The 2,256-nt window shown below is 64.8% G+C and carries 3 protein-coding genes; all 3 read left to right on the top strand.

The genetic code is table 11. The annotated features are described in order from the left end of the window. Nucleotides 1–342 (top strand): copper resistance protein B (locus tag AX703_RS00720; protein ID WP_197423571.1); only part of this gene is annotated, 342 nt, incomplete at its 5' end. Nucleotides 343–432: 90 nt separating this feature from the next. Then, complete coding sequence (locus AX703_RS00715; RefSeq protein WP_015449253.1) at nucleotides 433–906, top strand: DUF305 domain-containing protein; 474 nt, start codon at nucleotides 433–435, stop codon at nucleotides 904–906. Nucleotides 907–964: 58 nt separating this feature from the next. Further along, on the top strand, nucleotides 965–2,256 hold a 1,292-nt coding region (locus AX703_RS00710), incomplete at its 3' end, for a PAS domain S-box protein (RefSeq protein WP_062341897.1).

Genomic DNA, 2,256 nt, shown 5'->3' with positions numbered 1-2,256 from the left:
GGCATGTTCGAGGTCGAAGGCGCGCTGTTCCTCTCGACCAAGGGCGATGTTCTGGGCCGGGTCGAGGGCTATTACGACCAGCGCATCACCCAGCGCCTGATCTTGCAGCCGCGCGCCGAGGTCAATTTCGCCGCGCAGGATATTCCGGAGAACGACATCGGTTCGGGGCTGGTCAACATAGAGCTCGGCGCGCGCCTGCGCTACGAATTCAGCCGCCAGTTCGCACCTTACATCGGCGTTTCCTATCTGCGCAAAGCCGGAGACACGGCGCGGCTGTCGAGGCTTGCGGGCGAGGACGTCCATGCCACCAGCTTCGTCGCCGGCATCCGCTTCTGGTTCTAGGATCGGGACAGCTGATGGCGGGGGCGAACAAGAGAGCGGGGCGTTACACTCATACCCAGGTCGGCCGGCGCCGAGCGAAGGAGATACGCCATGGACCATTCGTCCCACATGAACACCCGGAAGATGGGTGCCTATTGGAGCCTTGCCGTTCAGACCGTCATCAGCGGCGTCATCATGTATCTGGTGATGTTCGTCATGATCGACGGGCTCGACAGCTTCTACAACAACCTCAACATGCTCTACATGACGCTGATGATGGTCGCACCGATGGTGGTGCTGATGATCCTCGCCATGCGACACATGTTCGTGTCGAAGGCCGCCAACATCGCGCTGATCGCCGCGTCGCTGGTCGCCTTCTTCGGCAGCTTTGCACTCATCCGCACCCAGACCACGATCGGCGACACGGCCTTTCTGCGCTCGATGATCCCGCATCATTCCGGGGCGATCCTGATGTGCCAGGAAGCAAAGCTCAGCGATCCGGAAGTCATCCGGCTTTGCGAAGCGATCAAGCGCTCGCAGCGGCAGGAAATCGACGAGATGAAGGCCATACTCGCGCGGCGCTGAGTGGCACGGTCGGGCTACGCCCGGATACGTGCGCCCGGCCAGGTATGTGAGCCGGCCGATGGTCGACACGAGGCGCGGGGCGGACGAGATTGCCAGGGAGGTGGTGCGGCTTGCGCCGTTGTTCCTGCGACAGGCTGGCGGCCATGTCCTGACGCTGCTCGATCCTGCCGGGATCGTGCTGAGCTATAATGAAGAAGGCGAGCGTGCCGAATGCTGGCCCCTCGATCGCGTCCTGGGACAGCCCCATGACCTGTTCTACCCGCCCGACGAGATTGCGGCCGGCCGCCCGTGCGCAGACCTGGCGGCCGCCCTTCACGAAGGCACGCTGGAGCGCGAAGCGTGGCGGGTCTGCGAGAACGGCGCGGAATATCTCGCGCGCCTGACGATCAGCGCCCTGTTCGAAGGCGACGCACATCGAGGCTTTGCCTGCATCAGTCGCGATGTCACCGACGAGGCGGCGGTCCGGGCGTCAATCGAGACCCGCGAGCAGCATCTCCAGTCGATCCTGGCGACCGTCCCCGATGCGATGATCATCATCGACGAGACCGGCGACATCACGTCGTTCAGCGCGGCCGCCCAACGCCTGTTCGGCTATTCGGAAACCGAGCTCGTCGGCCGCAACGTCTCCTGCCTGATGCCCCAGCCCGATCGCGACCGGCATGACGAATATATCGCGCATTATCTCCAGACCGGCGAGCGCCGGATCATCGGCCTCGGCCGCGTCGTGGTCGGCCAGCGCCGCGACGGCTCGACCTTCCCGATGCAGCTGTCGGTTGGCGAGGCCGGTGAAGACGGGCAGCGGTTGTTCACCGGCTTCATCCGGGATCTCACCGCCAAGGAGCAGGATGAGCTCAGGCTCAAGGAACTGCAGGCAGAGCTGGTCCATGTCTCCCGGCTGAGCGCGATGGGCACGATGGCCTCGACCCTCGCGCATGAGCTCAACCAGCCGCTTGCCGCGGTCGCGCTCTATCTCGAGACGATCCGCGACATGCTCGACGAGCGGGACGACGAACCCTTCGTGTCGCTACGGTCGGTGATGGATGATGCGGCACAGGAAACGCTGCGGGCCGGCCATATCGTCCGGCGCCTGCGCGATTTCGTCGCCCGCGGCGAGGTCGACAAGAGCCTCCACGATCTGCCGCAGGTTGTCGCCGAGGCGAGCGAGCTCGCGCTGGTCGGTGCACGCGAGCGCGGCATCCGCAGCTTCTTCGCGGTCGATCCCGCCGCGACGCCGGTTCTCGTCGACAGGGTGCAGATCCAGCAGGTGCTGGTCAACCTGATGCGCAACGCCATCGAGGCGATGGCGGCGTGTCCTGTTCGCGACCTCAAGGTAGCGACCAGGTTGCGCCC

It is taken from the genome of Novosphingobium sp. CCH12-A3 (assembly GCF_001556015.1).
Lineage (GTDB): Bacteria > Pseudomonadota > Alphaproteobacteria > Sphingomonadales > Sphingomonadaceae > Novosphingobium > Novosphingobium subterraneum.
Note: the sequence above shows the minus strand (reverse complement) of the source record. Positions and strands in the feature narration are given on the sequence as shown.